Genomic DNA, 25425 nt, shown 5'->3' with positions numbered 1-25425 from the left:
GCACCGGGGCCGGAGGTTGCCTCAGCGGCCGATGAGATCCCGGACCAGGTCGTGGATCAGGTCGTAGCCGCGCTCGGTGAGGATCGACTCGGCGTGGAACTGGATGCCCCGGTAGTGGGGGCCGCGCACCAGGTGGACGTCACCGGTCGCCTCGTCGGCCTCGACCTCCACCCCGTCGGGGAGCGGGCCGGAGACGCGGGCGACGAAGGTGTTGTAGAAGCCGACCCGCTCGGTCCGCCCACCGATCCCCACCGGCGACTGCGTGCCCTGGAAGACGATGTCCTTGTAGCCGAGCTCGAGCCCGAGCCGGTGGCAGAGCGCCTGGTGGCCGAGGCAGACCGCGAGGAACGGCTGCTCCCGCTCGAGCAGCCGGTCGACCGCCGACCGCAGCGTGGCCATCTTGGGGTCGTCCCCGTCGCGCGGGTCGCCCGGGCCCGGGCCGACGACGACCAGGTCGGCCTCGTCGAGCCGTCCGGGCTCGTACGCCTCGTGGCGCACCACCTCCGTGGTCATGCCCAGCACACCGAGCACGTGGCGCAGCATGTTGACGAAGTCGTCCTCGCCGTCGAGCACCACGACGTGTCGCCCGCGCAGCGACGGGTCGGGCGGGGAGCCCGCCTGGTCGGTCAGCCAGAAGCTGCTGAGCCGCCGGTTGCGGGCGTTCAGCGCCAGCAGCACGTCCTCGTCGCTGACCAGCTCGGCGAGGTCGACCGACGGGACCGGCGCGGGCGGCACCAGGCCGAACGCGCTGAGGATCCCGCCCGCCTTCGCGTGGGTCTCGGCCACCTCGTACGCCGCGTCGGAGTCGCGCACCAGCGTCGCGCCGGCCGTCACCGTGAGCCGGCCGTCGAGGTCGACGTCGGCGGTCCGGATCACGATCGGGGAGTCCACCATCCGGCCCCCCTCGGGGTCGCGTCCGAGCAGCGCCAGGGCCGCTCCGTAGTAGCCGCGGCCGGTCGACTCGTACTGCTTGATCAACCGGCAGGCGTTCTCGACGGGCGAGCCGGTGACCGTGGCGGCGTACATCGTGTCGCGCAGCACCTCGCGCGGGTCACGGGTCGTCCGGCCGGCGAGGAGGTACTCGGTGTGGACCAGGCGGCTCATCGGCTTGAGGAACGGTCCCAGCACCTGCCCGCCCTCGCTGCAGATGTCGCACATCATCTTCAGCTCCTCGTCGACGACCATGAAGAGCTCGTAGATCTCCTTCTGGTCGTGGAGGAAGTCGAGGAGCGGCCCGCGCACGTCGCCCTCCCGGGGGATCCGGAAGGTGCCGCTGATCGGGTTCATCCGCACGTCGCCGTCGTGGATGGAGACGTGACGCTCCGGGCTGGCGCCGATCAGGTAGCGGTCACCGGTGAAGAAGACGTAGGTCCAGTACGCGCCCCGCTCCTGCTCGAGCAGCCGCCGGAACACCGTCAGCGCGCGGTCGGGCCCCCAGTCGGCCACCGTGGCGCGGTAGTGGCGCCCGACGACCAGGTTGGCACCCTCGCCCTGCCCGATCTCGTCCTCGATGATCCGCGCGACCGTGCGGCCGTACTCCTCGTCGTCGGTCTCGAAGCCGCCCGCGTCGGCCAGCACGACGTCGACCTCGTCGATCGCGGCCACCACCTCCGCGACCGAGAACTCCTTCTCGGAGTCGACCTCCACGACCACGAGGGGGGTGCCGTCGTCGTGGGCCTCGAAGCCGCGCTCGCGGACCTGGCGGAACGGGACCGCGAGCAGCCGGTCGGCGATGTGGCCGGCCTCGGGCACCCCCGTCTCGAGGGGTACGTCGAGCAGCGACTCGACCACGGTCCGGCGACCGCCGACCAGACCGACCGTGTCGCGGTCACCCGCCCGCGTCGAGCGCCGGATGATCGCCCACGCCTCGTGCTCCCGCAGGGCCGCGATGGCTTCCCGGGCGGACGTGGTGTTCGGCATGGGGTGCAGCCTACGGATCGACGCGGCGTGTGCCCGAGACCGGCACCGGCGCCGGTCTCAGGCACACGCGGCGGCTCGGCGCTGGCACACTCCGGAGCGTGCACCACTCCCACCAGGCCCAGCGGCGCGGCCTGGTCGAGGTCGTGTGCGCCGGCGTCCTGTGGGGCACCGGCGGGCTGGCGATGCAGCTGCTGCGCGAGCACGACCCGATCTCCCCGCTGGCGGTCATCTTCTGGCGGGCCCTGATCGGCGCGGTCGTCGTGCTGCTGGTGCTCGCGGCGCTGCGCCGCGGACACGAGCTGGTCGCGCTGGGACGTCGTCACCCGTGGCGGCTGCTGGCGGTGGGGACCGGGACCGCCGGGATCCAGGCCTTCTTCTTCCTCGCGGTCCCGATGGCGGGCGTCGCCGTCGCGACGGTGGTGGGCATCGGGCTCGCCCCGGTGCTGCTCACGGTCACCGACGCCGTGCGGTCCCGTCGGCCCCCGACCCCGGCCCGCGCAGCGGTCCTCGTCACCGCGCTGACCGGGCTGGTGCTGGTGAGCGTCGTGGCCGGCGCGGCCGGCACCGGCCCCCGTCCCGTCGCCGGGGTGGTGTTGGCGGCGGCCTCCGCGACGACCTTCGCCCTCACCACCACCCTGGCCGGGGGCCGGATCAGCCGCAGCGCCTCACCCCTGGTGCTCACCGGCGGGATGGCGATGGTCGGGGTGGTCGTGGTGACGCCGACCCTGCTCCTGGTCGACGGGTCCGTGACCAGCCGCGACCCGGCGGTGTGGGCGTGGCTGGTGTACCTCGGGGTGTTCACGCTGGTGGTCGCGTACGTGCTGCTCTACTCGGCGCTGCGCGTGACCCCCGCGAGCACCGCGGTGACGGCCACCCTCGTGGAGCCGGTGACGGCGACGCTGGCAGCGGCGGTCGTGCTGCAGGAGCCGATCGGCGTCGTCGGGGCGCTCGGGGTGGTGCTGGTCCTCGCCGGCGTGGCGGGGCTCGGGCGGCCCGCCGCGGCGGCCGGGCCGGTCGTCAGCCCACCGTCGTCAACAGCTGCGTCGCCCGGGTGAGCACGACGTAGAGGGTCGCCCGTCCCGTGGCGGACTCGTCCTCGATCTCCTGCGGGCGCACCACCACGATCCCGTCGAACTCCAGACCCTTGGTGTCGAGGCCGGTGAGCACGACGATCCGGTCCTCGCCCGAGGGCGAGACCGAGGAGTCGACGGCGGCACGAGCGCCGGCGGCGTCCTCGGCGTGCTCGGGCCAGGAGGCCAGCCAGGCGTTGACGTCGGAGCGCCGGGCGACCGGCACGACGATGCCGACGGTGCCGGCCACCTCCTCCGCGATCGCCGAGACCGCCTCGCGGGTGGCCTGCTCGAGGTCGGTCACGTCGGTGACGACGCGGGGCTCGACGCCGGTCGACCGCACCGCGGTCGGCAGGTCGGCGTCGAGGCCGACCCGCTCTGCGTAGGCGGCGGCGTGGGCGTAGATCTCCGAGGAGTTGCGGTAGTTGGTCGACAGGTGGAAGTCGTGCTGCTGCTTGCCCTCGAGCACGGCGGCGCGGGCCTCGGCCGCCTCGGCCGGGACCGGCCAGGACGACTGGGCGGGGTCACCGACGATCGTCCAGGTCGCGGCTCGTCCGCGACGGCCCACCATCCGCCACTGCATCGGGGTGAGGTCCTGGGCCTCGTCGACGAGGACGTGGGCGTAGCCGTCGTCCTCGATCCGGTGGCTCGGCGGCGACCACGAGCGGCCCCGGGGGGCGTACTCGCGGTCGGAGGCGGTGGTCAGCTCCTGGAGGTCGGCACCCACGTGGTCGTCGAGCTCGTGGTGGTCCTCGTGGCGGGCGGGGATGTCGCCGAGCGCGTAGCGCAGCTCGTCGACGAGCGGCACGTCCTCGACCGCCAGCGACCCGTCGCCGCTCCACGCCTTGCTGAGGATCCGCTGCTCCTCGGGCGTGAGCACGCCCTCCGCGACCCGGCTGAGCATCTCGGGCTCGCGCAGCCAGCCGAACACGTCGGTCGCCGCCAGTGGCGGCCACCACTGGACGGCGAAGTCGACGAAGTCCTGGCGGGAGAGCATCTCGTCCTCGAACGCCTCGCGGCCCCGCTCACGACCGCGCTCGCCGCGGACCTGGCGCCACATCGCGTCGAGGAGGGTGCTGGCGACGCGGGGGAGCTGGCGGTTGCGCTGGCCGTGGGACATCAGCTGGCGGCGCAGCCGGCCGAGCACGGCCCGGTCGAGGTGGATCACGTCGTCGCGCCAGAACACGCGGAACTCCTGCGGGGTGCCGGGCGCCTGCTGGCGGGCGACGCGGCGCATCAGCTCGGCCATCCGGGCCGACCCCTTCAGGTCGGCGACCGCCGGGTCGTCGTGGCGGGTGGCCCGGAGGCCGTCCACGACCTCGCCGAGCGAGCGCAGCGCGACGGCGGTCTCGCCGAGCGAGGGCAGCACCCGCTCGATGTAGCGCATGAAGACCCCGCTCGGGCCGACGACGAGCACGCCGCCGCTCTCGTAGCGGCGCCGGTCGTTGTAGAGGAGGAACGCAGCGCGGTGCAGCGCGACCACGGTCTTGCCCGTCCCCGGACCGCCGGAGATCGAGACCACGCCCTTGCCCGGCGCGCGGATCGCCTTGTCCTGCTCGGCCTGGATGGTGGCGACGATGGAGTGCATCGACCGGTCGCGGGCGCGGGAGAGCTGCGCCATGAGCGCGCCCTCGCCGACGATCGGCAGGTCGGTCTCGACGCTGTCGTCGAGCAGCTCGTCCTCGACCCCGAGCACGGTGGGGCCGCTGCAGCGCAGCACCCGACGGCGTACGACGTCCTGCGGGGTGGCCGCGGTCGCCTGGTAGAAGACGGCGGCAGCCGGGGCACGCCAGTCGATCAGCAGCGAGTCGCGCTGCTCGTCGCGCAGCCCGATCCTGCCGATGTAGCGCGGCTCGGGGTCGCGCTCGGGGCGCAGGTCGAGCCGGCCGAAGACCAGCCCCTCGTGGGCGGCGTCGAGCTGGGCGATCCTGCGCGCAGCCTGGAAGACCATGGCGTCCCGCTCGACCAGCCCGCCCTCGTGGCCGAGCCGCCCGCGGCCGTGGCCCTCGCGGGCCAGGGCCTGGGCGGCCTCGGCGGAGTGGCGCAGCTGGACGTGGACGCGGTCCACGAACTCCTGCTCATCTGCGATCTCGCGCTGGGCGAGGTCATCGGTCACGTGCTTGTCCCTGTCCCCGTGGGCCTGATCCGGCAAGTCGACAAGCCTACAAGGTGGTCCGGACACGGTCCGCAGCATTCCCCGATTCAGTCGAGCCGCTCGTAGACCGCGAGTCCGAACTCGGCGCCGGATGGGACGGGAGCGCCCCGGGTGCGCACCCGCATCGTGACCGTGTCCCCGGGCTGCAGCAGCTCCCGGATGTCGGACCCCCCGAGCCCGCCCGAGGTCCGCTCGAAACCGCCGTCCGGCGTGACGAGCTCGAGGCTGCCGCGCCCGATCCTGCTGAAGGAGCCGACGACCAGCAGGTTCCCGCCACCCTCGTTGCGGTAGGCGAGCCGGTCCTCCCCCGAGGAGGACGTGGCCGTCTCCACGAACTGCCACCGGTGTCCCTCGTGCTCCACGACGGGCTGCATGTCCCACCCGGCCACCTGGGCAGCGGGCTCGCCCCGGGCGTAGAGCCCCAGGGCCAGTCGGGCTCCGGGGGCCTCGTCGACAGCCTCGTCACCCAGGCTGCGCCGCGTCAGCCAGACCCGGACGTCCACCGTCTCGCCGGGTGCCCCGGCGTCACCCTCGTCGAGGAACGTGGCTGACCCGACGGCGGCGTCGAAGCGAGCCTCGTCGCAGCCAGAGCTCGCGCTCCCCCCGTCACCGTTGATCGACAGGTTGATCCAGAGGTCCTCGGGCACCCCCGAGCAGAAGTCGGCCAGGCGCAGGTCCCCCTCCGGCAGGGTGGTGCGGAAGATCAGCTCGGTGTCGCCGACCTCGCTGAAGGCCGCCTCGACGAGCTGTTCGCTGTCGACCTGCTCCCGGAAGAACACCCCGTCCTGCTCCGCACCGGGCGGCAGGTCGTCGGTCAGCTCGTAGACGGCGAGCCCCACGTCCTCGCCACGGGCGCGGACCGACCAGCGCCCGCTCTCCGCCCCGTCGACGATCGCGAAGTCGTCGAACTCGGTCCGGTCCGACCTGGTCCGGTCGTAGGGCGTGTCGACGAGCACCTGCTCCGCGTCGGAGGCCCAGGTGATCAGCCGGGGGCCGTCGGCACGCAGCAGCCGGAGCGAGGCCCGATTCCCGTCGCCACTCTCGACACCCTCCACGAACTGGTAGGTGTAGCCCAGCGAGGTGAGCTCGGCCGGCGCGACGTGCCCGGCGAGCAGCCGCTCGGCCGGCACGGGCGGCGTCGTGTCGACGAGCATCGGGACAGAGACGATGCCGACGACCACCGCGACGGCACCGGCGACGACCGCGCCGGCCCGCTGCCGGCGTACGCGCCGGGCGCGGCCGCGGACGGCGGCGACCCGGGCGGAGACGGGGTCGTCGTGGACGGCGCCGGCGTGGGCGTCGAGCGTGGCGCGGAGGTCCTGGAGCGTGTTCATCGGGTGGGTCCCCCTTCTGCGTCGACCAGGGACGGGTCGATCCGGAGCTTGGCGAGCGCCTTGCTGGTCTGGCTCTTGACGGTGCCGACCGAGATCGCGAGCAGCTCGGCGGTCTGGGCCTCGCTGAGGTCCTCGAAGTAGCGGAGCACGACGACGGCCCGCTGCCGGCGGGGCAGCCGGCCGAGCGCGTCCCAGAGGTCCCCGGACTCCCCGGCCCGGTCGTCGTGGTGGCCGGTCTCGGGCAGCTCGTCGGTGGGCTGCTCACCGTTCCACTTGCGGCGCCACCACGACGAGAAGGTGTTGACCAGGATCCGCCGGACGTACGGCTCGGGGTCGCCCTCGATCCGCTCCCAGGCGAGGTACGCCTTGGTGAGCGCGGTCTGCAGCAGGTCCTCGGCCAGGGAGTGGTCGTGGGTGAGCAGGTAGGCCGTGCGCAGCAGCCGCGAGGAGCGGGCGGCCACGAACTCCTCGAACGCCGGGCTCCCCACGTGCGCCCTCCCCGAGACGGTCATGGTGGTCATGCCCCCGAGGACCGGTCGGAGGCTGCGGAAGGTTGCCCGCTCCGGGCTACTTCTTCTTCCGCTCCAGGAACGCGGTCATCGCCTCGCGTGCCTCCTCGCTCGCGAACAGCCGGGCGCTGAGCGCGGCGAGCTCCTCGCCCCGGGCGTCGATGGCCGCCACGAGGTCGCGGTTGAGGATCGCCTTGGACTCGCGCAGCCCCTGCGCCGCCCCGGTCGCGAGGCTCGCGCAGGCACGACCGACCTCGGCGTCCAGGTCCGCCGCCGGCACCGCCCGGGTCACCAGCCCGTACGCCGCCGCCTCGGCGCCGCTGAACACCTCGCCACCGAGCGTGGTGAGCGACGCGGCGCGGGGTGACATCCGGTGGTGGACGGTGAGGCTGATGATCGCCGCGGCGAGGCCGAGCTTGACCTCGGTCAGCGCGAAGGTCGCGTCCTCGGCGACCAGCGCCACGTCACTGGCCGCCACGATCCCGATCCCGCCGGCGCGGACCGCGCCGAGGACCTCGGTCACGACGGGCTTGGGCATGGTCGCGATGAGCCGCTGCAGCTCCACGATCCGCAGGGCGCCCTCCTCCATGCCGTCGGCGGTCGCCTCGGACAGGTCGGCACCGGAGCAGAAGACCCGGTCGGCCGAGCGCAGCAGCACCACCTTCACCCCGGGGTCGACCGCCGCAGCCCGCAGGTGACCGAAGAGCTCGCTGACGAGCTGCCGGCTGAGCGCGTTGCGGTTGTGCGGCGAGTCCAGCGTGATGGTGGCCAGCCCACCGCCGTCGAGGGGGGTCACGTCGAGGTGCACGAGCTCGGTCATGGCCTCATCGTGCCCGACGGCGACCCATCCCTCGACACGTCCGCTCCGAATGCCCCGTATGAAGCAGCGACTGACGTACGCCGGGTTCGGCATCCTCGCCACGCTGGTGGGGATGGCCGCGGGCCACCTCGTGGCCTCCCTCATCGACCCCGCGTCGTCCCCCGTCCTCGCGGTCGGTTCGACCGTCATCGACCTCACCCCCACCCCTGTCAAGGAGTGGGCGGTGGCGCAGTTCGGCACCGCCGACAAGCCGATCCTGGTCGGCTCGGTCATGGCCGGGGCCGCGGTGCTCGCCGCGATCGGGGGCATCCTCGCTCGTCGACGCTTCTGGCTCGGCGCGAGCGTCCTCCTGCTGCTGGTCGTCGTGGCCGCCGCCGCCGCCGTGCTGCGCCCGGGCGCCGGCCCCCTGGACGCCGTCCCCGCCCTCGCCACCGCCCTCACCGGCGTCGGCGCGCTGTGGTGGCTCACCCATGCCGCGTCCGCCGCCGACCGCGAGGTGGAGTCCGACGCACCCGGGCCCAGCCGTCGCGGGGTGCTGATCGCCACCGGTGCACTCGCCGTGGCTGCGGCGGCGATGGGCGGGGTCGGCCGACTCGTCACCGGCCTGCGTGCCGACCCGAGCGACGTCACGCTGCCGAAGGCCACCGACCCGGCGCCGGCGTTCCCGCGGGGCCTGGAGGAGAAGTACCCCGGCATCGCGTCCTTCCGCACGCCCACCAGCGACTTCTACCGGATCGACACCCGCCTCAGCCTGCCGACGCAGGGCATCGAGGACTACACGCTGGTCATCGACGGCGACGTCGAGGAGGAGCTCACCCTCACCTTCCAGGACCTGCTCGACATGGACCTGATCGAGCGCGACATCACCCTGACCTGCGTCTCCAACGACGTCGGCGGCCCGTACGTGGGTGGGGCCCGCTGGCTCGGAGTCCGGCTCACCGACCTGCTCGACCGCGCCGGTGTCGGCGGCAGCGCCGACCAGATCCTGTCCACCGACGTGGACGGCATGACGATCAGCACCCCGCTGGACGTCGCGACCGACGGCCGCGACGCGATGATCGCGGTCGGCATGAACGGGGCGGCGCTCCCGCGCGAGCACGGCTTCCCCGTGCGGATGGTCGTGCCCGGCCTCTACGGCTTCGTCAGCGCGTGCAAGTGGCTGACCCGCATGACGCTCACGACGTACGACGAGCAGGAGGCGTACTGGACCGAGCGCGACTGGGCGATCGACGCCCCGATCAAGATCTCCAGCCGGATCGACACCCCGAAGTCCTTCGAGGAGATCGGCTCCGGCAAGACGTTCATCGGCGGCGTCGCGTGGGCCCAGGACCGCGGCATCGGCAAGGTCGAGGTCCAGGTCGACGGCGGCGACTGGCAGACCGCCGAGCTCGGCCCCTCGGCCGGGGTCGACTACTGGCGCCAGTGGTACCTGCCGTGGGAGGCCGAGTCCGGCCAGCACACCCTCACCGTCCGGGCCGTGAGCCAGGAGGGCGAGGTGCAGTCACCCGCCCGTGCGATGCCCTTCCCCGAGGGCTCCAGCGGCTACCAGCAGATCATCGTCCGCGTCGGGTGACCTGACCGGTGCCTCACCGAGGTCGCGCACGTCGCCGAGCCTCGAGGCCCCGCCCCCGACCGCCCAGCTCGACCCCCGGGCAACGGCCCGGAAGAAATGTGGAGAACCGGCAATCCGGACTCCGCACAGCACCGAACACCCAGTGTTCAACCACCAATGGAAGGTATGCAGCTATGAAGCGCACCACCGTACTCCGCACCAGCGGTCTGGCCCTCGCGGCTCTCACGATGTCTGCCGGTCTGGCTGCCTGCGGCGGCGACGACGAGCCCGCCGACGCCACCGGGACCGACACCTCCTCGGAGACTCCCATGGAGGAGGAGGAGACCCCGATGGAGGAGGAGTCCGACTCGGGCGAGATGGACCCCGCCGCGAACCTCTACGGGCCGGCCTGTGCCGAGGTCCCGACCTCCGGTGACGGCTCGGTCGAGGGCATGGCCACCGCGCCGGTCGCCTCGGCCGCCAGCGCCAACCCGCTGCTGTCCACGCTGGTCTCCGCGGTCACCGCGGCCGACCTGGTCGACCCGCTGAACTCCGCCGAGGAGCTCACCGTGTTCGCCCCGGCGAACGCGGCCTTCGAGCCGATCCCGAAGAAGGACCTCGACGCGCTCCTGAAGGACAAGGAGACGCTGACCCAGGTGCTCACGCACCACGTGGTCCCGCAGCAGATCTCCCCCGACCAGCTGTCGGGCGAGTTCGAGACGCTGAACGGTGACATGCTCACCATCAACGGCTCGGGCGAGGAGGCCACCATCGGCGACGAGAAGGCCACCGTGCTCTGCGGCGGCGTCCAGACCGCCAACGCGACGGTCTACATCATCGACACCGTCATGATGCCCTGATCTTTCCTTCGGACATCGAAGACGCAAGGATCGAGCCTGTGGACCACCTGCGCGCCGTACCTGCCGGCGTCTCCCCCTCCGGGGAGGCGTCGGTGGGCCTCGGCCTCTCCGACCTGTTGAAGCGATCCTCTCGCGGAGACGGTGCGGCCTTCGCCCAGTTCTACGACGAGACCTCGACGAGGGCCTTCGGGCTCGCGGTCAGGGTCGTCCGCGACCGGGCCCAGGCCGAGGAGGTCACCCAGGAGGCGTTCCTGGAGGTCTGGCGCAGTGCCAGCCGCTACGACGCCGCCAAGGGCAGCGCGATCGGCTGGCTGCTGACCATCGTCCACCGCAAGGCGGTGGACCGGGTCCGCTCAGCGGAGGCGGCCAGCCGCCGTGACACCTCGTACCACCAGGACAACCACGCGGTCGCACACGATGCGACCGCCGAGGCCGCCGAGGCCACGATGGAAGCACGCCGGGTGCGGTCAGCACTCGGGGAGCTCACGCGAGTCCAGCGTGAGGCCCTGGAGCTGGCGTACTTCGGCGGATACACACACACGGAGGTGGCGAGCATGCTGGACCTACCGGTCGGCACCGCCAAGACCCGCATCCGCGACGGACTGATCCGGATGCGCGACGCGATGGGAGTGAAGGGGTCATGAGCGACGTCCATGCCTTGGTCGGCGCCTACGCCGTCGACGCCGTCGACGACCTCGAGCGCGCCGCCTTCGAGCGTCACCTCGCCGAGTGCCCCGCCTGCCAGCAGGAGCTGCAGGGCCTGCAGGAGACCGCGGTGCTGCTCGGCACCACCACCGAGACCGCCCCTCCGGCCCACCTGCGCGACCAGGTCCTCGCCGGCATCGAGACCATCCGGCCGCTCCCTCCCCGGGTCGAGACCCCTCGGGACGCGGCGGTCGGACGCGGATCCCGCCGATTTCGCCCGGCGACGTTGGTCGCTGCGGCAGCCGCGGTGATCGCCCTCGGCGTCGGTGGCACCGTCGCCTGGCAGCAGGTCACCGAGGACCAGACGAGCCAGCCGCCCCAGGTCAGCGCTGCCGACCAGGTCCTCGCCGCCGACGACGCCGAGGAGTACACCCAGACCCTCGACGACGGCACCGAGGTGACCATCGTCCGGTCGCCGTCGCTGAACCAGGCCGTCCTCGTCGCCGACGACATGGCTCCCGCCCCCTCGGGCAAGGTCTACGAGCTGTGGCTCAACCACGACGGCGTGGGCATGGTCCCGGCCGGCCTGATGACGGGCACCGAGGAGCAGGTCGTGTTCGAGGGTGACCCCGCCACCGCCGTCGGCGCCGGCATCACCATCGAGCCCGAGGGCGGCTCGGAGGAGCCGACGCTGCCTGCCGTCATGACCTTCGCCTTCAAGAACGTCTGATGGGTACGCCCCGACACGTCGCCGTCATCGGGTCCGGCGTCGCAGGACTCCTCGCTGCCCACGTGGCCGCGCGGACGGCCCACGTGACCCTCCTCGAGGCCGACGACCGGATCGGGGGCCACGCCGACACCCACCAGGTCGACGACCTGGCCATCGACACCGGCTTCATCGTCCACAACCGGCGGACCTATCCCACCCTGCTGCGCCTCTTCGCCGAGCTCGGTGTCGAGACCCAGGAGTCGGAGATGTCGCTGTCGGTCAGCGACGACGAGACGGGCGTCGAGTGGGCCGGCGCGCTGGGTGCGCGCGGCCTGTTCCCGACGTCGGCCAACCTCAAGCGGCCGGCGTACCTCCGGATGCTGACGGAGATCCCCCGCTTCCACCGCCGCGCGCGTCGGCTGCTCGCGACCGAGGCCGGCGCCGGTCCGGAGCAGACGCTGCGCGACTTCCTCGCCGAGGGTCGGTTCACGCCCTACTTCGAGCGCCACTTCATGGAGCCGGTGGTCGCAGCCGTCTGGTCCTGCGACCCCGCGGTCGCCCTCGACTACCCCGCGCGCTACCTCTTCACCTTCCTCGAGCACCACGGGATGCTCTCGGTCTTCGGGTCGCCGACGTGGCGCACCGTCACCGGCGGCTCCCGCGCCTACGTGTCCCGGGTCCTCGAGGGGCTCCCCGACGTCCGGACCGGCACCAAGGTGACCTCGGTGCTGGAGACGGCCGGCGGCGTCGAGGTGACCGACGGCAACGGCGTCACCACGACGTACGACGCGTGCGTGGTCGCCACCCACCCCGACCAGGCCCTCGCGATGCTCGCCGAGCCGAACGCCCGGCAGCGCGAGGTGCTCGGGGCGCTGCCCTACTCGACCAACAGCGCGCTGCTGCACACCGACACCACCCTGCTCCCGGGCGCCGACGGCGCGCGCGCCTCGTGGAACTTCCGCCGCGTCGCCGGCAAGGCCGGTGAGGTCACCGTGACCTACGACCTCACCCGGCTGCAGCGGCTGCCGACCGCGACCCACTACCTCGTCACGCTCGGCGGCGACGACCTCGTCGACCCGCGGAGCGTGATCGCCCGGCGCGAGTACGCCCACCCGCTCTACACCCCCGCCTCGGTCGCCGCCCGGGCGCAGCTCCCCGAGATCTCGACCGACCGGGTCGCCTTCGCCGGCGCCTACCACGGCTGGGGCTTCCACGAGGACGGCGCCCGCTCCGGGGTGGCCGCCGCCGAACGGCTGGGCCTGAGCTGGGACGACCCGCCGGCACCCGAGGTCGGCGAGGGGCGCGTCTACGACACGACGATCTCCCACACCCGCCGGCGTCCGTTCCGGCGTACCTTCACCCACCGGTCGCACACCTGGCTGGTCGACCTCGACCGGCTGCCCGACCGCGGAGTGCTCGCGCGCTTCGAGGCGCGCGACCACCTCGGCGCTCCCGACCGGTCGATCCGCGGCAACGTCGAGGCCCTCCTCGAGCGTCACGGCGTCGCGCTCGACGGCGGCCGCGTGCTGATGGCCGCGATGCCGCGCGCCTTCGGCTACTGCTTCAACCCGATCAGTGTCTTCTGGTGCTTCGGGCCCGGCGGCGAGCAGCGCGCGACCGTGGTCGAGGTGCACAACACCTACGGCGACCGGCACGCCTACGTCGTCCATCCCGACGGCCAGGGCCGCGCCCGAACCGACAAGCAGCTCTACGTCTCCCCGTTCCACGGGACCGACGGGCACTACGAGCTCGCGGTCCCGGTCCCCGGCGACAGGCTCGACGTCGCGGTGTCCCTGCACACCGACGACGGCGCGCTCTTCACCGCCACCCTCAGGGGCGAGGTCGGCGACGCCGGGCCGCTCCGCGCGGCCCCGGCGGCGCTCCGTGCCTCGCTGCTCATCCGCGCCCATGGAATCGTGCTGTGGCTGCGCCGGTTGCCCGTACGCCAGCGCCCCTCACACCACCAGGAAGGTGTCTCCCGACCATGACCCTCAGTCCCTCCCGCCCGACCGCCGACAGCTGGCCGGGGCTCTTCGACCTCCCCAGCGGTCCGCGCAACGCCGTGGCGAGCCCCATCGCCCGCCGGCTGTTCCGCGCTGCGGTCTCACGGCTCGACGTGACCGTGGAGATCACCCTGGGCCCCGGCCGCCGCGAGGTGCTCGGCCGGGGTGGGCCGCTGATGCGGATCCACCGGCCCGAGGAGTTCTACGCGCGCATCGGCCGCGACGGGCTCATCGGCTTCGGCGAGGCGTACATGACCGGCAGCTGGGACGCCGACGACCTGGGTGGGTTCCTCACGGTGCTCGCGGCCGAGATGGCCACGCTGGTCCCGGCCTCGCTGCAGCGGGCGCGCGCGCTCGTCGTCGCCCGGACCCCCCACTTCCACAAGCCCGACCGGGACCGGTCGCGCGACCTCATCGCCCACCACTACGACCTGTCCAACGACCTGTTCCGACTCTTCCTCGACCCGACGCTGAGCTACTCCTCGGCGCTCTTCGAGTCCGACCCCTCCGGCCGGCCGCTGCTGCCCGCCGACCTCGAGACCGCCCAGGTCCGCAAGATCGAGCGGCTGCTCGACGTCACCGGCGTCGGCGAGGGCACCCGGGTGCTCGAGATCGGCACCGGCTGGGGCGAGCTGGCGCTGCGTGCCGCGCAGCGCGGCGCCCACGTCCACTCGGTGACGCTGTCGACCGAGCAGCTGGAGCTGGCCCGAGAGCGGGTCGCCACGGCCGGCGTCGCCGACCGGGTCGACATCGAGCTGTGCGACTACCGCGCGATCCCCGACCAGCACCCCGGACGGCAGTACGACGCGGTGCTGTCGGTCGAGATGATCGAGGCCGTGGGGGCGGAGTACTGGCCGTCGTACTTCTCGACCATCGACACCGTGCTGGCCCCCGGTGGCAAGGTCGGCATCCAGGCGATCACGATGCCCCACGACCGGATGCTCGCGACGCGTGGCCAGTACACCTGGATCAACAAGTACATCTTCCCCGGCGGCTTCCTGCCGTCGGTGCGCGCGATCGAGGAGGTGACCCGCGACCACACGACGATGCGGGTCGCCGACATCCTGGGCTTCGGCCAGCACTACGCCGAGACGCTGCGGCAGTGGGACACCCGGTTCCTGGCCGCCCGCGACGAGCGCGCCGAGCTCGGCTTCGACGAGGTCTTCGAGCGGATGTGGCACCTCTACCTGGAGTACTCCCGGGCCGGCTTCGCCTCGGGCTACCTCGACGTCAACCAGATCGTCCTCGAGCGTCCGCAGGAGAAGGCATGACCGTCACCGAGAGCCGGGCGGCCACCTCCCACGGCGTGGCGCAGCGTCTCGCTGACGCGCTCCGGCCCTTCGTCGGCGGCGACCTGCCGGTCCGGCTCCGGGCCTGGGACGGCTCCGTGGCCGGCCCCGAGCACGCGCCCGAGGTCGAGCTCCGCACCCCCGACGCGCTGCGTCGCGTGCTCTGGCACCCGGGCGAGCTCGGGGCGGCGCAGGCCTACGTCACCGGTGAGCTCGAGGTCCACGGCGACCTCGGCGCGGCGCTGACCCACTCCTTCGCCGTCGCCGCCGACCGTGGCCTGACCGGGCGACCCACCCCGAAGGCGCTGGTCGGCGCGATCCGTGCCGCGGCGGACCTCGGGGTCCTCGGCCGACCGCCCGCACCCCCGGCGACCCAGGCCCGGTTGCGCGGCCGGCTCCACTCGCCGCTGCGCGACCGGCGGGCCATCTCCCACCACTACGACCTCTCCAACGAGTTCTACGAGCTGCTGCTCGACCCCGCCATGGCCTACTCCTGCGGATACTGGACCGACCGGGACGACCCGGCGTACGACGTGGCCGACGCGCAGCGCGACAAGCTCGACCTCGTCTGCCGCAAGCTCGGGCTCGAGCCGGGGATGCGGATGCTCGACGTCGGCTGCGGCTGGGGCTCGCTGTCGCTCCACGCCGCCGAGCACTTCGGTGCGCAGGTCACCGGCGTCACGATCGCGGCCGAGCAGAAGCGCTTCATCGATGCGAGGATCGCCGAGCGCGGGCTCGCGGACCGGGTCGAGATCCGGCTCCAGGACTACCGCGAGGTCCCCGAGCGCGACCACTTCGACGCCGTCGGCTCCCTGGAGATGGGCGAGCACGTCGGCGAGGGCAACTACCCGACGTACGCCGAGGTGCTGCGCCGGTCGGTGAAGCCGGGCGGCCGGGTGCTGGTGCAGCAGATGTCGCGCCCGAAGGGCCGCTGGCCCGGCGGTGGACCGTTCATCGAGAGCTTCATCGCCCCCGACATGCACATGCGGCCGGTGGGCGAGACCGTCGGCTTCCTGGAGCGCGGCGGCCTCGAGGTCCGCGACGTGCACGCGATGCGCGAGCACTACGTGTGGACGGTGCAGGCGTGGCTCGACACCTTCGAGTCCAACCTGCCCGCCGTGATCGACCTGGTCGGCGAGGAGGCCTCCCGCGTGTGGCGGCTCTACCTCACCGGTGGCATGCTCACCTTCCGTGACGGACGGATGGGGGTCGACCAGGTGCTGTGCGTGAGGCCCGGGGGTGACCACACCCTGGCGCCGGTGCGCGCCTGGTGAGCGACGCCCTCGTCGTCACCGCGACCGCGCTCGTCACCGTCGCCCTGCTGATGACCGCGACCGCGCTCTGGTCGCGCCGGGTCGGCCGCGTCGCCGTCGTCGACATCACCTGGGGCCCGGCGTTCGTCGTCGTCGCCCTGGTGTCCGCCTTCGTGGGGCTCGTCCTGGGCGCCGGCGACGACCTGCGGCGCTGGCTGGTACCCGCCCTGACCGCCCTGTGGGGACTCCGGCTGGCCTGGCACATCCGCGGCCGCGCCGGCTCCGGCGAGGAGGACCCGCGCTACGCCGAGCTGCTCGGCGACGGCGGCTTCCGGGTGGCCGTCCGCAAGGTGTTCCTGGTCCAGGGCGTCGCCGTGTGGCTGATCTCGCTGCCGGTGCAGGCCTCGGGCGTCACCGAGGTGTGGAGCTGGTGGCTGGTCGGGCTCGGCGTGCTGGTGTGGGCCCTCGGCATGGTCTTCGAGGTGGTCGGCGACGCCCAGCTCGCGGCGTACCGAGCCGAGCCCCGCGACGCCCGCCCCCCGGTGATGGACCGCGGGCTGTGGGCCTGGACCCGGCACCCCAACTACTTCGGCGACGCCTGCGTGTGGTGGGGCCTCTGGATCGCCGGGGCCCTCGCCTCCGGCTGGCTCCCCGGACTGCTCACGGTCGTCGCGCCGCTGGCGATGACCCACTTCATCCGCAACGTCACGGGCGCCCGGCTCCTCGAGAGGACCATGTCGCAGCGGCCCGGCTGGGACGCCTACGCCGCGCGGACGGCGTACTTCTTCCCGCGCCCGCCACGCCGCCGGGTCGGGTGACGGCGGCTCGACTGCGCTCCACACGGGTTGCAGCGCGTGTGGAGCGCCCCGGATCCCCCGTTACCGGGTGCGGTCGCGCGACACCTGCTCGATCTCGTGGGTGTCGCCGTCCCGGCCGTCGAAGCGGACCGTGACCGTCTCGAAGCCCTTGTGGCGCTGGGCCTGGGCATAGAGGGCGTACGCCTTCCGGTCCGCGTCGGTCAGGTCGACGGCGTCGGTGAACGGGGTCAGCAGGGCGCGCGGCCAGAGCCGGCGGGCGAGGACGACGTTGATCTCGATGCCGAGCACGGCCGTCAGGGAGGCGATGAAGATCAGGCCGATCAGCCCGAGGACCAGCCCGAAGGTCTGGTTGAGGGCCGAGGTCCCCGCCAGGACCGAGGTGGCGTACATGGCACCGACGTTCTGGAGGACCTGCCAGCCCACGGCCGTGAAGAACGCACCCGGCAGGGCGCCTACCCAGGAGTGGCTCCGGGCGGCGGCGAGCCTGAAGAGGGAGGTCAGCACCGCGGTGAGGATGAGGACCGTGCCGATCCGGATCAGCCAGGCCACCGCCGCGTTCCCTGCCGGCCCGAAGACCTCCGCGTTGCTGCCGAGCGCGGAGAAGATGGACAGGCCGAGCACCGCCGTGCCGGCGAGCAGGAGCAGCAGCAGGCTGCGCAGGCGCATCAGGACCGGGTTGGGCCGGCTGTTGCGGGGGACCGACCAGGCCGCGTTCATGACGTTCTGGATCGCCTGCCCGAGGCCGAGCGCACCGTAGATCGCCGCGAGCGACCCGACGACCACGGCCGTCACCGACCCGGTGAGGCCCTCCGGCCGGCCGAGCTGGTCGCCGATGATCGGGAACTGCGCCAGCGCTGAGTTGAGCGCCGCCTCCTCCAGGTCGGGCCGGCCCTGGAGCACGAAGCCGAAGATCGAGGAGGCCAGCAGCAGCAGCGGGAAGATCGCGATGAAGGCGTAGTAGGTCGCCATCGCTGCGAGGAAGTTCCCCTGGTCCTCGAAGAACTTGTAGATCACCGCGATCGGCACGCCCAGGACGGGGTGCCGGCGCTGGAAGCCGTCCACTCCCCCGGTTGCCATGGCACCAGTCTGCCCGGCGGTAGGTTTCCGGCGTGGACCTGACTGCCCAGGAGGACACGAACCGTCGCATGCTGCGAGCCCGTGACGAGATGGACCGCCGCTACGCCGAGCCGCTGGACGTCCCGGCGCTCGCCGCGATCGCGCACCTGTCGGCCTCACGCTTCGGGCGGGTCTTCAAGGAGGTCTACGGCGAGACGCCCCACCGCTACCTCCAGCGTCGGCGGGTCGAGCGGGCGATGGCCCTGCTGCGCCAGACCGAGCGGCCGGTGACCCAGGTCGCGTGGGACGTGGGCTTCGCCAGCCTCGGCACCTTCAGCCGGACCTTCAGCGCGGTGGTGGGCTGCTCGCCGAGCGAGTTCCGGGCGCAGGCCGAGCCCGTGGACGTGCCGACCTGCTTCGTCGCGGCGTGGACCAGGCCCCGGGAGAGGACGACGTTTTCGGAGAAGCAGGACGGGGCCGCCGCTGACTAGCGTCGTCGGCATGAACACACACGTCTCCTCACTCCGCATCACCAGCGTCAAGGTCCTCGACCAGGACGAGGCGCTCGACTTCTACTGCGGCCGGCTCGGCTTCGAGGTCCGCGACGACGCCGACCTCGGCTTCATGCGCTGGCTCACGGTCGCCCTGCCCGGCCAGGACTCCCCGCAGCTGCTCCTCGAGCTGCCGGGTGGACCCCACCAGGACGCCGAGACCGCCGCGCAGGTCCGGGACCTGCTGACCAAGGGCGCGCTCGGCGGCGTCTTCCTCACCAGCGACGACGTGCACGCGACGTACGCGCAGCTGCGTGAGGCCGGCGTCGAGATCACCCAGGAGCCCGTCGAGCAGCCCTACGGCACCGACTTCGGGATCCGTGACCCCTTCGGCAACCACATCCGCGTCAGCCAGCTCTCGGGCGCCACCGACCGGGAGATCGAGGAGAGGTACCGCGAGCAGGCGAAGGCGTGAACGAGGCCTAGCCTGTCGGCCGGTCGACCTGGGCGGCGAGGTGCTGTGGCGCCTGCAGGCAGTAGGAGTCGGTCAGCAGCTCGGCCAGCTCCTGCCAGTCGGTGTCGTCGTCGAGCAGCATCCCGACGGCGTTGCCGCTCCAGCCGACGGTGAAGTAGGGCTCGCCGAGGTGTCCGAAGGCCATCACCTCGTCGGGCTCGGCGCGGAAGGTGATCCGGAACAGCTGGTCCTCGCCGCCGAAGACGTGGGCGACGGTCGCCTGGCCGACGCGCCAGCGGGTGCCGACCCAGGCGCTCTCCTGGTGGACCCGGGGCAGCCGACCCAGGATGGCGTCGAGGCGGAGCACCCACTCCTCCGGCACGAGCGGACGCTCGATCTTGCGGGCCACGGGACGACCCTGCCACGGGACACCGACACCCCGCCACGTGGCAGAGTCGGAACCATGGACGCGGTCGCCTCGGCCTTCGCGGCCCACCCGCGGGAGGGCTTCCTGCCGCCCGCCGAGCGCGGGCGGGCGGCGTACGACGGCCCGCTGGTCATCGGCCACGGCCAGACCAACAGCCAGCCGCGGACCGTGGCCGCGATGCTGCGCCTCCTCGACGTCCGGCCCGGGCAGCGGGTGCTCGACGTCGGGGCCGGGTCGGGCTGGACCACCGCCCTGCTCGCCCACCTCACCGGGCCCGAGGGTCGGGTGCTGGGGGTCGAGCTCGAGCCGGACCTGGTCGAGTTCGGGTCGGCCAACCTCGCCCGGACCGGCCAGGCGTGGGCCTCGATCCGGCAGGCGGAGCCCGGCGTGCTCGGGCTGCCCGCGGCGGCGCCGTACGACCGGATCCTGGTCTCCGCGGAGCCGCGGACGCTCCCCGACGAGCTCGTCGAGCAGCTCGGCGAGGAGGCCGTGATGGTGATCCCGGTCGCCGGCGAGATGCTGCGCGTCACCACGCCCGGGCCGTCCGTCACCCGGCACGGGGGCTACCGGTTCGTGCCGCTGCGCTGACACGGTGGTCAGGACGCGCCCCCGTGCGACAGCTGACCGCGATCATCATCATCCGGTCACCGCGATCGATGATCTTCGCGGTCAGGTATCCCACCCCGGCCGAACCTGAGCCGCTCCACCGACGCCGGGACCGGGAGCGCCTCCTGGCCGGGGGTCGGCTCCGGTTCGCCGTACGCCGGCTGCACCGGCACCACGCCGGTCCACACGTCGGCGGGCACGTCGGCGGGGTCCTCGCCGGTGCCGCCCGTGCGCACCTTGAGGATCCAGTTGTCGTCGGTCAGGTCGAGCGCGAGCGCGACGGTCGCCGCCACCTCCTTGGCGAGCATCGGGCGCACCTCCTCGCGCCGGCCCGGCAGCAGCCCGTCGGACACCGCGTCGAGGGCGGCCCAGGCCTCGTCGCCGGTGAGCGTGACCAAGGGTCCGCGGACCACTGCCGAGCGGTAGTTGGCCGAGTGGTCGAACATCGAGCTCGCCAGCACCAGCCCGTCCACGGCGTACGCGCAGAAGGCGGCCTCGGCACCGGCCGCCACCTGCCGCAGCGCCCCCGCCCCGGTCGAGCCGTGCAGGAGCAGCCGGTCGCCGTCGCGGGCGAAGAGCATCGGCACCACCCAGGGGCGGCCGTCCTGGGTCACCGTGGACAGGGTCCCGACCAGCACCTCGTCGAGCAGGGCGTCGAGCGCCGCCCGGTCCTGGGCGCGGCGGTCCTTCTTGCGGGTCAGGTCCTCGAGGGTCACGGGGCGATGCTGCCCGATTTCCGCGGCGTGTGCCCGAGGCCGGTCCATGGGCCGGTCTCAGGCACACGCGGCACCCTCAGTAGGACTTGGGCAGCCCCAGCGAGTGCATCGAGACGAAGTTCAGGATCATCTCCCGGCTGACGGGGGCGATCCGACCGGCGCGGGTGGCGACCAGCAGCCCGGCCATGCCGTACTCCTGGGTGATGCCGTTGCCGCCGTGGGTCTGCACGGCACGGTCGGCCGCGTCGCAGGCCGCCTCGGCGGCGGCGTACTTGGCCATGTTGGCCGCCTCGCCGGCGGCCAGGTCGTCACCGGCGTCGTAGAGGGCGGCCGCCTTCTGCGTCATCAACCGCGCCATCTCGACCTCGATGTGGCTCTGGGCCAGGGGGTGCGCGACGGCCTGGTGGGAGCCGATGGGTCCCTGGAAGACCGTCCGCTCCTTCGCGTACGCGACCGCCCGGTCCAGCGCGAAGCGCGCCAGTCCGGTCGAGAACGACGCCGCCATGATCCGCTCGGGGTTGAGGCCGGCGAAGAGCTGCACGAGCCCGCCGTCCTCGTCGCCCACGACCGCGTCGGCGGCCAGCCGGACGTCGTCCATGAACACCTGGAACTGCAGCTCCGGGCTGACGATCTCCATCGGGATCGGCCGCGCCTCGAAGCCCTCGGCGTCGGTCGGGACCACGAAGAGGACCGGCTTGACCTTCCCGGTCCGGGCGTCCTCGGCACGGGCCACGACGAGCACGTGATCGGCCTCGTCGACCCCCGAGATGTAGGTCTTGCGGCCGTTGAGGACCCACTCGTCACCGTCGCGGCGGGCCGTGGTGGTGATGTTGTGGGTGTTGGTGCCGGCGTCGGGCTCGGTGATCGCGAAGGCCATGGTGCCGGTGCCGTCGGCGATCCCCGGAAGCCAGCGCTGCTTCTGGGCGTCGGTGCCGTAGCGGGAGATGATGGTGCCGCAGATCGCCGGGCTCACGACCATCAGCAGCAGCGGGCAGCCCTGGGCGGCGAGCTCCTCGCAGACCGCCGCGATGTCGCCGATGCCGCCACCACCGCCGCCGTACTCCTCGGGGATGTTGATGCCGAGGTAGCCGTTGCGGCCGATCTCGAGCCACAGGTCGGTGGTCTTCTCCCCGGACCGCGCCTTCTCGGTGAACCACTCGCGGCCGTAGGTGCCGGCCAGCTTGCGGACCTGCCGGCGCAGCTCGGCCCGCTCCTCGGTCTCGGTGAACGCGATCTCGGTCATCCCTGCTCCTCTTCCACGACTGCCAGGACCTCTCCGGCGGCGACCTGCGCGCCGGGACGTACGTCGATCTCGGTCACCGTGCCGGCGTGCGGCGCGGCGACGGGGTGCTGCATCTTCATCGCCTCGAGCACCAGCACCTGCTGACCGGCCTCGACCACGTCTCCGACGGCGACCGCGACCCGGACGACCGTGCCGGGCATCGGCGCCAGCAGGCTGCCGCTCGCGACCGCGTCGGCCGGGTCGGTGAACCGCGGGCGCTCGACCAGCCGCGCGTGACCCACGGGGCCGTCGACCTCGACTGCCGTGCCGTCGACCCGGACGGCGTACGTCGCCGCGATCCCGTCCTGGACGAGCGTCACGGAGCGCGGGGTGACCGAAGCGACCTCGAGCCCGTCGACGACGTAGCCGTCGCGGCCTCCGTACCAGGCGACCTCGAGGTCCGGCTCGAAGGTGGTCACCTGCGGCTGCGAGGTGACGTTGCGCCAGCCGACAGGGACCCCGTGCTGGACGACCCGGCGGTCGCGCCGGGCCTCGGCGAGCGCGACCGTGGCGGCCACGAGCAGCTGCCGCGGCGGCTCCCCGGTGTCGCTGGCAGCGACGACCGAGGTGCGGTCGAGGAAGTCGGTGGCGACCCGGGCGGCCAGGAAGTCCGGGTCCCGCAGGATCCGGACCAGCAGGTCGCGGTTGGTGGTGACCCCGTGGATGCGGGCCCGGTCCAGCGCGCCGGCCAGCCGCCGGGCCGCGGCGAGCCTGGACGGGCCGTGGGCGATCACCTTCGCGAGCATCGCGTCGTAGTGGGTGGAGACCTCCGACCCGGCGGCGAATCCGGCCTCCACCCGGAGGCCCTCACTCACGGGGATCTCGAACGCCGTGAGGACACCGCTCTGGGGCTGGAAGTCCTGCGTGGGGTCCTCGGCGTAGAGGCGGACCTCGATGGCGTGACCGAACGGCCGCAACCCCGCGGCGTGTGCCTGAGGCCGGTCCATGGACCGGCCTGGGGCACACGAGGCGCCCTCGGCGACGGCGAGCTGCAGCGCGACCAGGTCGACGCCGAAGACCTCCTCGGTCACCGGGTGCTCCACCTGCAGCCGGGTGTTCATCTCCAGGAAGAAGAACCGCTCGGTCTCCGGGTCGTAGAGGAACTCGACGGTCCCGGCGCCGACGTAGCCGATCGCCGTGGCGGCGGCGCGCGCGGCCTCGTGCATCGCGGCCGCGACCGTGCGGTCGAGGTCGGGCGCCGGGGCCTCCTCCACCACCTTCTGGTGCCGGCGCTGGATCGAGCAGTCGCGCTCGCCGAGCACGAGGACGTCGCCGTGCCGGTCCCCGACGACCTGCACCTCGACGTGGCGGCTCCGCTCGACGTACGGCTCGACGAAGACGGTGCCGTCGCCGAAGGCGCTCTCGGCCTCCGCCGTCGCCAGCGCCACCTCGGCGTCGAGGCGGGCCAGGTCACGCACGATCCGCATCCCCCGCCCGCCACCCCCCGCGGAGGCCTTCACGATGAGCGGCAGGTCGGAGTCGCTCGGCTCTGCTGGCGCCTGCAGCACCGGTACGCCGGCATCGCGCATGATCCGCTTCGCCCCGATCTTGGAGCCCATCGCCTCGATCGACTCCGGCGAGGGGCCGACCCAGGCCAGGCCCGCGGCCCCGACCGCACGGGCGAAGTCGGCGTTCTCGGACAGGAAGCCGTAGCCGGGGTGGATCGCGTCGGCGCCGGTCCGCTTCGCCGCGTGCAGCAGGGCGTCGACGTCGAGGTAGGTCTCGGACGGCGCGTTGCCGGGCAGTCGGACCGAGACGTCGGCCTCGCGGACGTAGGGCAGGCCGGCGTCGGCGTCGGAGTGGACCGCCACGGTCTGGATGCCGAGGCTGCGGCAGGTGCGGAACACCCGGCTGGCGATCTCGGCCCGGTTGGCGACGAGCAGTCTGGAGATCATCGCCATCACATCCTGAAGACGCCGAAGCGGTCGGTGCCGGCGTACGCCGAGGTGTCGATCACGGACAGGCAGATGCCGAGGACGGTACGGGTGTCGCGGGGATCGATGACGCCGTCGTCGTAGAGCATCCCGGAGAGCGCGAACGGCAGCGACTGCTCCTCGACCATCTGCTCGACGTAGGCGCGCATGCCGGCGTCACCCTCCTCGTCGTAGGCCGTCCCCTTCGCCTCGGCCGCGGCGCGGGCCACGATCGAGAGGACGCCCGCGAGCTGGGCCGGGCCCATCACCGCCGACTTGGCGGAGGGCCAGGTGAAGAGGAAGCGCGGGTCGAAGGCGCGGCCGTTCATGCCGTAGTTGCCGGCTCCGTAGGACGCACCCATGATCACGCTGAGGTGCGGGACGGTGGAGTTGGAGACCGCGTTGATCATCATCGCGCCGTGCTTGATGATCCCGCCCTGCTCGTACTCCGCGCCGACCATGTAGCCGGTCGTGTTGTGGAGGAACAGCAGCGGGGTGTCGACCTGGTTGGCGAGCTGGATGAACTGCGTCGCCTTCTGCGCCTCCTCGCTGAACAGCACGCCCTGGGCGTTGGCGAGGATGCCGACCGGGTGGCCGTGGATCCGCGCCCAGCCGGTCACCAGCGACGGACCGTAGAGCGGCTTGAACTCGTCGAAGGCCCGGCCGTTGGTGGCCGAGGCGCCGTCGCAGATCCGCGCGATCACCTCGCGCGGGTCGAACGGCTCCTTGAGATCGGCGGGGATCAGGTCGAGCAGGCCGTCGGGGTCGCTGTCGGGCTCGGCGTACGCCGTCGGCGCGGTGCGCGCCTTGCGCCAGTTGAGCCGCGCCACGATCCGCCGCCCGATCCGGATCGCGTCGCGCTCGTCCTCGGCGAGGTAGTCGGCCAGGCCGGAGGTCCGGGCGTGCATCTCGGCACCGCCCAGCGACTCGTCGTCGGACTCCTCGCCGGTGGCCATCTTCACCAGCGGCGGACCGCCGAGGAAGACCTTCGCCTGCTCCTTGACCATCACGGTGTAGTCGCTCATGCCGGGGACGTAGGCACCCCCGGCGGTGGAGTTGCCGAACACCAGCGCCACCGTCGGCTGCCTGGCCGCCGAGCTGCGGGTGATGTCGCGGAACAGCCGGCCTCCGGGGATGAAGATCTCCTTCTGGGTCGGCAGGTCCGCGCCGCCGGACTCCACGAGCGCGACCGTCGGCAGCCCGTTCTCCTCGGCGATCTGGCTGGCGCGGAAGATCTTGCGGACCGTCCACGGGTTGCTCGCGCCGCCCTTCACCGTGGGGTCGTTGGCGGTGATCATGCACTCGACGCCCTCGATCACACCGATGCCGGTGACCACGCTGGCGCCCACCGTGAAATCGCTCCCCCAGCCGGCCAGCGGCGAGAGCTCGAGGAAGGCCGAGCCCTCGTCGACGAGCAGCTCGATCCGCTCGCGGGGCAGCAGCTTGCCGCGGGCGTGGTGGCGGTCGACGTACTTCTCGCCGCCACCGGCGACCGCCCGCGCGTGCTCGGTGTCGAGCTCCGCGAGCTTGTCGAGCATCGCCT

Annotated in this window: 23 protein-coding genes; 12 read left to right on the top strand and 11 right to left on the bottom strand. The window is 72.8% G+C overall.

What is annotated here, in order from left to right; genetic code table 11:
• Positions 1–21 precede the first annotated feature (21 nt).
• A complete protein-coding gene (locus tag EXE57_RS12930) occupies positions 22–1920 on the bottom strand; it encodes an anthranilate synthase family protein (RefSeq protein WP_135078123.1) in 1899 nt (632 codons plus the stop codon).
• A gap of 98 nt (positions 1921–2018) precedes the next feature.
• On the opposite strand from EXE57_RS12930, the gene EXE57_RS12925 reads away from it, so the two are divergent.
• Positions 2019–2975 carry a DMT family transporter gene (locus tag EXE57_RS12925; protein ID WP_208542845.1) on the top strand — a complete coding sequence of 319 codons (957 nt, stop codon included), beginning with the start codon at positions 2019–2021 and terminating at the stop codon, positions 2973–2975.
• Here the strand turns inward: EXE57_RS12925 and EXE57_RS12920 are convergent.
• The 4 genes from EXE57_RS12920 to EXE57_RS12905 all read right to left on the bottom strand — a co-directional run bounded on the left by EXE57_RS12920 (position 2938) and on the right by EXE57_RS12905 (position 7808).
• Complete coding sequence (locus tag EXE57_RS12920) at positions 2938–5106, bottom strand: HelD family protein (RefSeq protein ID WP_135078121.1); 2169 nt, start codon at positions 5104–5106, stop codon at positions 2938–2940. The genes EXE57_RS12925 and EXE57_RS12920 overlap by 38 nt on opposite strands.
• Positions 5107–5192: 86 nt before the next feature.
• Positions 5193–6479 (bottom strand): hypothetical protein, encoded by a 1287-nt coding sequence (locus tag EXE57_RS12915; protein ID WP_135078119.1) that lies wholly within the window; start codon positions 6477–6479, stop codon positions 5193–5195.
• Positions 6476–7000, bottom strand: a complete 525-nt coding sequence (locus EXE57_RS12910; protein ID WP_135078117.1) for a SigE family RNA polymerase sigma factor — start codon at positions 6998–7000, stop codon at positions 6476–6478. Before EXE57_RS12910 ends, EXE57_RS12915 begins: the two co-directional genes overlap by 4 nt.
• A gap of 46 nt (positions 7001–7046) precedes the next feature.
• On the bottom strand, positions 7047–7808 hold the full coding sequence (locus EXE57_RS12905; RefSeq protein ID WP_135078115.1) for an enoyl-CoA hydratase-related protein: 762 nt from the start codon (positions 7806–7808) through the stop codon (positions 7047–7049).
• A 58-nt stretch (positions 7809–7866) separates the two neighbouring features.
• Between EXE57_RS12905 and EXE57_RS12900 the strand changes: the two genes are divergently transcribed.
• The 8 genes from EXE57_RS12900 to EXE57_RS12865 all read left to right on the top strand — a co-directional run bounded on the left by EXE57_RS12900 (position 7867) and on the right by EXE57_RS12865 (position 16937).
• A complete protein-coding gene (locus EXE57_RS12900) occupies positions 7867–9381 on the top strand; it encodes a molybdopterin-dependent oxidoreductase (protein ID WP_135078113.1) in 1515 nt (504 codons plus the stop codon).
• 173 nt (positions 9382–9554) lie between these two features.
• Positions 9555–10220, top strand: coding sequence for a fasciclin domain-containing protein (locus tag EXE57_RS12895; RefSeq protein ID WP_135078111.1), 666 nt, complete (start codon positions 9555–9557; stop codon positions 10218–10220).
• A 38-nt stretch (positions 10221–10258) separates the two neighbouring features.
• Positions 10259–10864: an ECF RNA polymerase sigma factor SigK gene (gene sigK / locus EXE57_RS12890; protein WP_135078109.1), complete on the top strand. Its 606-nt coding sequence runs from the start codon at positions 10259–10261 to the stop codon at positions 10862–10864.
• On the top strand, positions 10861–11595 hold the full coding sequence (locus EXE57_RS12885) for an anti-sigma factor (RefSeq protein ID WP_135078107.1): 735 nt from the start codon (positions 10861–10863) through the stop codon (positions 11593–11595). Before sigK ends, EXE57_RS12885 begins: the two co-directional genes overlap by 4 nt.
• Positions 11595–13562: an FAD-dependent oxidoreductase gene (locus EXE57_RS12880; protein ID WP_135078105.1), complete on the top strand. Its 1968-nt coding sequence runs from the start codon at positions 11595–11597 to the stop codon at positions 13560–13562. The genes EXE57_RS12885 and EXE57_RS12880 overlap by 1 nt, the downstream gene beginning before the upstream one ends.
• Positions 13559–14848 (top strand): class I SAM-dependent methyltransferase, encoded by a 1290-nt coding sequence (locus EXE57_RS12875; protein ID WP_135078103.1) that lies wholly within the window; start codon positions 13559–13561, stop codon positions 14846–14848. Before EXE57_RS12880 ends, EXE57_RS12875 begins: the two co-directional genes overlap by 4 nt.
• The gene (locus tag EXE57_RS12870; protein WP_135078101.1) at positions 14845–16140 is read left to right on the top strand and encodes an SAM-dependent methyltransferase; all 1296 of its coding nucleotides are present in this window, start codon (positions 14845–14847) and stop codon (positions 16138–16140) included. The genes EXE57_RS12875 and EXE57_RS12870 overlap by 4 nt, the downstream gene beginning before the upstream one ends.
• The gene (locus tag EXE57_RS12865) at positions 16137–16937 is read left to right on the top strand and encodes a DUF1295 domain-containing protein (RefSeq protein ID WP_244246824.1); all 801 of its coding nucleotides are present in this window, start codon (positions 16137–16139) and stop codon (positions 16935–16937) included. The genes EXE57_RS12870 and EXE57_RS12865 overlap by 4 nt, the downstream gene beginning before the upstream one ends.
• A 60-nt stretch (positions 16938–16997) precedes the next feature.
• On the opposite strand, the gene EXE57_RS12860 is transcribed toward EXE57_RS12865, so the two are convergent.
• Positions 16998–18014: a YihY/virulence factor BrkB family protein gene (locus EXE57_RS12860; RefSeq protein ID WP_135078099.1), complete on the bottom strand. Its 1017-nt coding sequence runs from the start codon at positions 18012–18014 to the stop codon at positions 16998–17000.
• A 32-nt stretch (positions 18015–18046) separates the two neighbouring features.
• Here EXE57_RS12860 and EXE57_RS12855 point away from each other — a divergent pair, with 32 nt between their 5' ends.
• Together EXE57_RS12855 and EXE57_RS12850 are read left to right on the top strand one after the other, a co-directional pair.
• The gene (locus EXE57_RS12855) at positions 18047–18484 is read left to right on the top strand and encodes a helix-turn-helix domain-containing protein (protein WP_244246823.1); all 438 of its coding nucleotides are present in this window, start codon (positions 18047–18049) and stop codon (positions 18482–18484) included.
• Between the two features lie 10 nt (positions 18485–18494).
• Complete coding sequence (locus EXE57_RS12850) at positions 18495–18959, top strand: VOC family protein (protein WP_135078097.1); 465 nt, start codon at positions 18495–18497, stop codon at positions 18957–18959.
• Between the two features lie 7 nt (positions 18960–18966).
• On the opposite strand, the gene EXE57_RS12845 is transcribed toward EXE57_RS12850, so the two are convergent.
• Positions 18967–19347, bottom strand: coding sequence for an MmcQ/YjbR family DNA-binding protein (locus EXE57_RS12845; RefSeq protein WP_244246822.1), 381 nt, complete (start codon positions 19345–19347; stop codon positions 18967–18969).
• 54 nt (positions 19348–19401) lie between these two features.
• Here EXE57_RS12845 and EXE57_RS12840 point away from each other — a divergent pair, with 54 nt between their 5' ends.
• The gene (locus EXE57_RS12840) at positions 19402–19953 is read left to right on the top strand and encodes a protein-L-isoaspartate O-methyltransferase family protein (RefSeq protein WP_135078095.1); all 552 of its coding nucleotides are present in this window, start codon (positions 19402–19404) and stop codon (positions 19951–19953) included.
• Positions 19954–20009: 56 nt separating this feature from the next.
• Here EXE57_RS12840 and EXE57_RS12835 read toward each other — a convergent pair whose 3' ends face one another.
• The 4 genes from EXE57_RS12835 to EXE57_RS12820 all read right to left on the bottom strand — a co-directional run bounded on the left by EXE57_RS12835 (position 20010) and on the right by EXE57_RS12820 (position 25420).
• The gene (locus EXE57_RS12835) at positions 20010–20687 is read right to left on the bottom strand and encodes a pyridoxamine 5'-phosphate oxidase family protein (RefSeq protein ID WP_208542844.1); all 678 of its coding nucleotides are present in this window, start codon (positions 20685–20687) and stop codon (positions 20010–20012) included.
• A 76-nt stretch (positions 20688–20763) separates the two neighbouring features.
• Positions 20764–21930 carry an acyl-CoA dehydrogenase family protein gene (locus EXE57_RS12830; protein ID WP_135078091.1) on the bottom strand — a complete coding sequence of 389 codons (1167 nt, stop codon included), beginning with the start codon at positions 21928–21930 and terminating at the stop codon, positions 20764–20766.
• On the bottom strand, positions 21927–23864 hold the full coding sequence (locus EXE57_RS12825) for an acetyl/propionyl/methylcrotonyl-CoA carboxylase subunit alpha (RefSeq protein ID WP_135078089.1): 1938 nt from the start codon (positions 23862–23864) through the stop codon (positions 21927–21929). Before EXE57_RS12825 ends, EXE57_RS12830 begins: the two co-directional genes overlap by 4 nt.
• A gap of 5 nt (positions 23865–23869) precedes the next feature.
• A complete protein-coding gene (locus tag EXE57_RS12820; protein ID WP_135080941.1) occupies positions 23870–25420 on the bottom strand; it encodes an acyl-CoA carboxylase subunit beta in 1551 nt (516 codons plus the stop codon).
• Positions 25421–25425: the final 5 nt, after the last annotated feature.

It is taken from the genome of Nocardioides euryhalodurans, from assembly GCF_004564375.1.
In the GTDB taxonomy this organism is placed as follows: Bacteria; Actinomycetota; Actinomycetes; order Propionibacteriales; family Nocardioidaceae; genus Nocardioides; species Nocardioides euryhalodurans.
This window is presented reverse-complemented; position numbering and strand designations above follow the sequence as displayed.